Source organism: Micromonospora sp. RTP1Z1 (genome assembly GCF_033804685.1).
Lineage (GTDB): Bacteria > Actinomycetota > Actinomycetes > Mycobacteriales > Micromonosporaceae > Micromonospora.
On sequence record NZ_JAPFQV010000049.1, the window covers coordinates 43,068 to 49,459 of the forward strand.

5 protein-coding genes are annotated in these 6,392 nt (G+C 63.8%); 4 read left to right on the forward strand and 1 reads right to left on the reverse strand.

Annotation, left to right across the window (positions count from 1 at the left end):
- Positions 1 to 2 precede the first annotated feature (2 nt).
- Together SLP03_RS22565 and SLP03_RS22570 are read left to right on the forward strand one after the other, a co-directional pair.
- Positions 3 to 2,855: a Z1 domain-containing protein gene (locus SLP03_RS22565; protein WP_319462617.1), complete on the forward strand. Its 2,853-nt coding sequence runs from the start codon at positions 3 to 5 to the stop codon at positions 2,853 to 2,855.
- Between the two features lie 12 nt (positions 2,856 to 2,867).
- The gene (locus tag SLP03_RS22570; RefSeq protein WP_319462618.1) at positions 2,868 to 3,473 is read left to right on the forward strand and encodes a hypothetical protein; all 606 of its coding nucleotides are present in this window, start codon (positions 2,868 to 2,870) and stop codon (positions 3,471 to 3,473) included.
- Here SLP03_RS22570 and SLP03_RS22575 read toward each other — a convergent pair.
- Complete coding sequence (locus SLP03_RS22575; protein WP_319462619.1) at positions 3,470 to 3,892, reverse strand: DUF4259 domain-containing protein; 423 nt, start codon at positions 3,890 to 3,892, stop codon at positions 3,470 to 3,472. The genes SLP03_RS22570 and SLP03_RS22575 overlap by 4 nt on opposite strands.
- A 163-nt stretch (positions 3,893 to 4,055) precedes the next feature.
- On the opposite strand from SLP03_RS22575, the gene SLP03_RS22580 reads away from it, so the two are divergent.
- On the forward strand, positions 4,056 to 5,360 hold the full coding sequence (locus SLP03_RS22580; protein ID WP_319462620.1) for a DNA cytosine methyltransferase: 1,305 nt from the start codon (positions 4,056 to 4,058) through the stop codon (positions 5,358 to 5,360).
- Between the two features lie 395 nt (positions 5,361 to 5,755).
- On the forward strand, positions 5,756 to 6,151 hold the full coding sequence (locus SLP03_RS22585; protein WP_319462625.1) for a very short patch repair endonuclease: 396 nt from the start codon (positions 5,756 to 5,758) through the stop codon (positions 6,149 to 6,151).
- The last annotated feature ends 241 nt before the right edge of the window (positions 6,152 to 6,392 follow it).

Consider the following 6,392-nt stretch of genomic DNA (forward strand, 5'->3'; position numbering starts at 1 on the left):
CCATGAGCGAACCACTGGTCACCGCGTACCTCGGTGCTCTCGGCGCGATGGTCAGCGGGCCGAAGGCACTGGTGCGGCGGGCCGCCGTCGAGGCGGAGGACATCGACCCCGCCCTCGATGTGTCAGAGGACCGTCTGCGGGAGTATATCGCGGCCGCCGACCCCAATGACGAGCTCCGGGTTCAGCTGCATATTCGGCTGGCCACCTGGGATCACGCGCCCATTGAGCCGGGCCTGTGGATGGGTGACACCAAACCGAACACCGAGATGCGACGGGCACGGATCATGAAGCTGCTCGGCCTCGGCGACAAGACGGCCGCCGATTTCGCCGACTACTTCTCGATCGCCACTGACGACGACACGGTGATCGCCGGCGAGTGGGAACCGTGGTACACCGCTGACCTTCAGCGGCAACGCGATTTCTACTGGAGCCACTACGTGGCCTACCTCCGTAAGCGGAGGAAGTGGAAAGCTGGGGCGATCACTCGTCTGGATGCGGCCACCAGCAGGGTACTGGAACGGTTCGCCAACCCGGCCCAAAGCAAGCCGGTTCCGACGAGGGGCCTGGTTGTCGGGTATGTGCAGAGCGGGAAGACGGCGAACTTCGCCGGGGTCATCGCCAAGGCAATCGACGCGGGCTACCGCCTTATCATCGTGATGACCGGCACGACCAACCTGCTTCGGGAACAGACCCAGCGGCGGCTGGACATGGAGCTAGTCGGCCGGGAGAACATCCTCCGCGGCATCGACGAGGACGACATCGAGGCCGCTAAGCATATTGACTACCTCGATGATGAGGATTGGATCAAAGGCCGATTCAACCGGTACGGCGTGCAGCCGAGGACCCTGGGCAAGCCCGAGATCCGGCGGATGACAACCCGTCGCTTCGACTACCGCTCGCTGCAGCAGGGCTTGTCGGCGCTGGAGTTCGAGCGCACAGACAAGAATAAGCCGGTCTGGAGCCCGGAGAATCTGTACCTCACCGATGCTCGGCTCATTGTGGTCAAGAAGAACGAGTCGGTGCTGCAAAATCTTATCTCGGACCTCAAGAACAACGCCGACCGGCTCGAGGATATCCCCGCACTCATCATCGACGACGAGTCAGACCAGGCGTCTATCAACACCGTCGATCCCGATAAGCAATCGGCGGACGCCAAGAAGGAACGCACCACTATCAACGAGCGCATCTCGACGCTGCTGCAAATGCTGCCTCGGGTGCAATACGTGGGGTACACCGCAACGCCGTTCGCCAACGTCTTCAGCGACTACACCGACAAGAACGACGTGTTCCCGTCGGACTACCTACTCGCCCTGCGCCGGCCGCTGGATTACATGGGTGTCGAGGATTTCCACGACATTGATTCGTCGGTTCCCGAGTCAGAGCGGACCTTCGCGAATTCCAAGGAGAGGGTGCATGTCCGCCTGATCGATGACGGTGACGAGGAGTTCGCTTTTCAGCAGGCACTCGACTCGTTCGTGCTCGCCGGCGCTATTAAGCTGTACCGGCAAGGGCTGAGCCCCGATGAGGATCATTACCGGCACCACACGATGCTCGTGCACGAGGCCGCCAAGAAGGCCAAACACAAGATCCGCGCGGAGACCATCCAGGAACTGTGGAGTAGGTCGGGCTACACGCTTGCTTCCGGCATGAGGAGGCTCCGTGAGCTCTACGACGGCGATTTCGCTCCTGCCTCCCACGGGCTCGGTCTGGGATATCCGATGCCCGCTTCGTTTGCGGAGCTCGAACCGCTCATCGGGCGGGTCGTACGCAGGATCGCGCCGAACGGCGACCCGGTACTGGTGATCAACAGCAACAAGGAGCCGGATCAGGAAGAACTGGACTTCGACCGTCGCTCGGTATGGAGGATCCTGGTTGGCGGCAACAAGCTGGCTCGCGGGTTCACCGTCGAAGGCCTCACGATCACCTACTACCTCCGTACCGTCGGGCACGCCGAGGCCCTGATGCAGATGGGGCGCTGGTTCGGCTTCCGGCCCGGCTACCGCGACCTCGTCCGCCTGTTCATCACCGCCAAGATCCGCGACGCCTTTGAGGCCGCCTGCCGCGACGAAGAGCTTTTCCGCGACGAGTTGCGGCAGTACGCGGTGATGGCGGACGGGCGCCCGCTGGTCACCCCGGCCGACATTCAGCCCTTGGTCGCCCGGCACGGGCTCCGTCCCACGGCGGCCAACAAGATGCGCTACGCCCAGCTCGTTGAGAAGCGCAGCCCGAGCAAGGAGCCCAGCTCCGGCTACCCCGCCCTGGTCGAGCGGGAGAAGCTACGGCACAACGTCAAGGTCATGACCCCGTTGCTGCGAGTTGCGTCGAAAAGGAGCACGTTGTCCGCCGGCACCCGGAGCTTCGAGGCGTTGACCGGCGAAGTTTCCCACGCCGTGATGGTCGATGTTCTTAAGCAGCTCCAGTGGCGGACCGACGACACCTTCAAAGCCGACCTGGCCTGGATCGAGAGCTTGGACGACCGGGCCATTGACAAATGGATCATCGTGCTTCCGCAGCGGCGCTCGGACCGCAGCGTGACCATTCCCGGCCTCGGCACGTTCTCGCTTCACGGCCGCAAGATCGAAAACGGCGGCCTGCGCGGAAACTCGGAGAGCCTCCATCGTGCCGGGCTCGCGTCGCTCGGTGGTCGAACCTCAACGGCGGGCTGCGCGATCATCTATCCGGTGATCGACAAGGATCGCGCCTGCGAGGACCTCCCGCACGACACATGGCCGGACGGAGTCGTCATGGCGATCCGGCTCGAGCTACCTGAGAAGGCGGTCCCAGCCGGCACCAAGCCCTTGGTCTACCGGGTCGCCGCTAAGCGGCGTATCCCGACGGGAAATCACGAATGGTAAGGACGTAGGACGTTGCCTGAGCCGTCAGTTCCGGAAAAGATCCGCGCCGAGGTCATCCGCGAGCTCTATCGCCAAGTGGAGGCGCTCGACTGGGAGGAACTTCCGGTGCGCGCCAAGACAGCCTACTACACCCGCTGGGTGGAGGACGACGCGATCGGAGGGGTGCTCGCCGACTACATGACGTCGGAAGGCATGCGAGTGTGGCTCAAGGACGGGCCCCTGAAGGAGTACGCGCGCGCCGTCGAGAGCTTCGGATCGTACGCGCAATACGTCTCGAAGCAATTGACGCCGCCGAGCGAGTTCGTCTCGTCGATCTTGGGCCCCGGCTGGCGCGTACGGCCGGAGACCATCCGCGAAAAGCCTATGCACTGTAAAGCCACCGATGGCTCGCGGGAGCGCTACGTGTGCTGGGGCCGGGTGCGCAACTTTCGCGACCTGGCCTGGGCGGCGTTGAATGAGGCGGTCGACTCGGGCGAGCGTCCACTGATCGTTGTCTACGGGACCGACGCTGTTCCGATCGATGCCGAGAGATTCAAGCGGTTCCGCCGGATCGCTGAGCATTGCGGACTTGATGTGGACTTCGTGCGACGGCAATGGCTGGCAGCGGCGGCCGGCTAGTGCTGTTCGCCGCCCAGCGCCGCGTAGAGGCGTTCCATTGCCTCGACCGCGAGATCACCCTCGACGTCGTCGGCCCATTTCCGACGCCAGGAGGAATCCTCCCGCATGATCACTTCCATAGCGGCCGTAGCGAGTCGGAGCAGGTCAGGGGTGACGTCGATATAGTCGGCGCCATCGACGAACCGAGGCGCGTGTGGGATGGTCGGGTCGGGCAAACCGGTGTGGGCCTGAAGAACTACGGCGGCTGCGGCGATCGCCTGAGCTGCGGCCGCATCGGATAAAGAAGCCGGGTCTGCAATCGCTCGCCTCAACGTTCCTGATACCGCTTCGGTCCGTTCGGCGGGCGCGGCCGCCTCGAACTGCTCGCACCACTCTGCCGCGTCGTCATTGTCGAAGGGCCCCACGTTCCAGGTGGCCAATTTTCTCTCCTTGATGAAGCAAGGGTCAGGGGGATGACGGTCGCGGAAGATCGGAGGGCGGGGGCCAATGTGTAGCGGATTCCCGGTGGCCAGGATGACAAGCGGCGAGCGACAGCCGGTGAGGCGGTTTCTAAGATCGACAACTCCGCGGTATGCTTCCGCAATGCTTGAGCCGCCACGGGAGACCAAAGACCGTACCTCGGTCGAGTTGTTCGCCGGCGGCGGGGGGCTAGCGATGGCGGTCCACCGAGCTGGCTTCCGTCCCCTCCTGGTCAACGAACTCGTCAAGTGGGCCTGCAAGACACTAGAGGCCAACAAGGCGGAGCTCCGCGGCGATGAGGAGTTCATTCCTCCGGCCGGGCGGGCGTGGCCGTTGGTTCCCGGGGACGTGCGGGAGATCAAGTTCGACTACCTGTGGGATCAGGTTGATCTGCTTGCCGGTGGGCCGCCGTGTCAGCCGTTCAGCCTTGGTGGGGTCGCTAAGGGCGACGAGGACGGGCGGAACATGTTCCCTGAGATGTTCCGGGCAATCCGGCAGATCCAGCCCAAGGCCGTCATTTGCGAGAACGTTCGGGGCTTGCTGCGCCCGTCGTTTCGGCCCTATTTCGATTACATCGAGCGAGAGCTTGCCCTGCCTTTCGAGCAGCGCGAAGAAGGGGTCAGCTGGCGCGAACACGACGCCAATCTCCAAGCGCGTCTGTCGGAGGCCCCCACCGACCCAAAGAAGCGGTACAAGGTCGTCACCACTCGGGTGAACGCGGCCGACTATGGGGTACCGCAGATACGTAACCGGATCATTATCGTCGCCTTCCGATGCGACCTTGAAGTCGACTTGACGCGGTTCAAGGAGTCCATCGCGCCGACTCATTCCGAGGCCGCACTCGCTCGCTCCATTCAGGACGGCTCGTATTGGCGGAAGCACCCGGAGGTGCCGTACCATGTCCGCGAACACGTAGAGTCGCGACTCCCGAAGAGGATTCCCTTCGACGACGGAAAGCTTCCCTGGTTGACCCTGCGTGACGCGCTCAAGGAGGAGATCGACCGGCGACGGCCGCTGCCGTCGGTTCCCTGGGACAAGCTTGACCGTCGTGAGTACGAACTCGGTGGCGTGCTCGACCACATTGGTTGGCCGGACGCTCGCATCTATCAAGGTCACACACCGAATGAGCTGGATCGGCCCGCGAAGACTGTGAAGGCGGGAGTGCACGGGGTTCCGGGCGGCGAGTCGGTAATGCTCACCGACGACTTGCTCTCCGAGCCGACCGCTGATAGTCCGCTGAGGTACCGCCACCGATATTTGACGGTCCGGGAGGTGGCGCGGGTGATGACCTTCCCCGATGGCTGGATCCTCAAAGGTCCCAGAGGTGAGCAGATGCGCCAGCTCGGGAACGCGGTCCCGGTGCGGTTGGGCGAGTTCTTTGCACGTGCTATCGCTGCGGCGCTGGATGAGGCCGAAAGTCGACGATGACTGGCGGTGAAGGGCGGGTCGACCGCGCATGGGCCGATACACTCCCTCCTGAGCGGGCTTGGAAAGGCCGTAAGGGACGTAGCCGGCGAGCGGTAACGGCGGAACAGGACCGAGCCGCCGGAGGCCCCGATCGCCGGTGGGTTGATCTCGACGGTGGCCGTCAGGCACGCGCCTCTGTGGAGCTGAAGCTTCTCCCGAAGACCCGACGGCTCCGAGCGTATCTGCGCTGGTCGGATCGCGGCCGCTCGCCGAGCAGATATTTGGGAGAGGTCGGCAAGGCCACCCGTGCTCTGAACCTGGCGGAGGGTTGGCGACTGGCGCGGGAGAGGGGTTTACTCGAGCCGCCCGCGCCGGTTCCGGGGTCGTGGGCCAAGTCGCGAGCCGTTCGCTTGTCGATGCAGGGCAATAAGGGCCGGGACACCGAGCCGGAACGCCAGCTGCGCTCCATCCTGTTCCAGAGCGGACTCAGATATCGGGTGAACACGCGGCCCCTGGAGGAGCTGCGCCGCACCGCAGACGTCGTGTTCCCTGGCGCAAAGATTGCTGTCTTCGTCGACGGATGCTACTGGCATGGCTGCCCTGATCACTATCGGCCAGCCCGCGACAACCAGCAGTTCTGGCACACTAAGATTGATGGCAACAAGGCGCGCGACGCCGAGACGGATCAGCTGCTCGCTGAGGGCGGGTGGCAGTCGATTCGGGTTTGGGAACACGAAGAGCCGCAAACGGCGGCGCTCCGCGTGATCGCCACTATTCGGGCAACCCGCAGACGTACCGCAGATCCTCAATAGATGCTCCGCCCTAACTTGATCTCTAACCCGTGCGGCGTGGACGGGGATTGGCAGACTTCGTCTTCTTTGCAGCTGCTGTCTTGGCCTGCGTTCCGCAGCTTCGCTTCGATATAATCCGCGAATCTGGGGCTTGAGCTGGGCAAACACGGGTCGGCCCGGTGACATGGCGTGTCACTAGGCCGGGGTGTTCGTGCTGGTCAGGCGGTTGCGGGTGTCGCGTTGATGACGCGTGGCGGTTCGG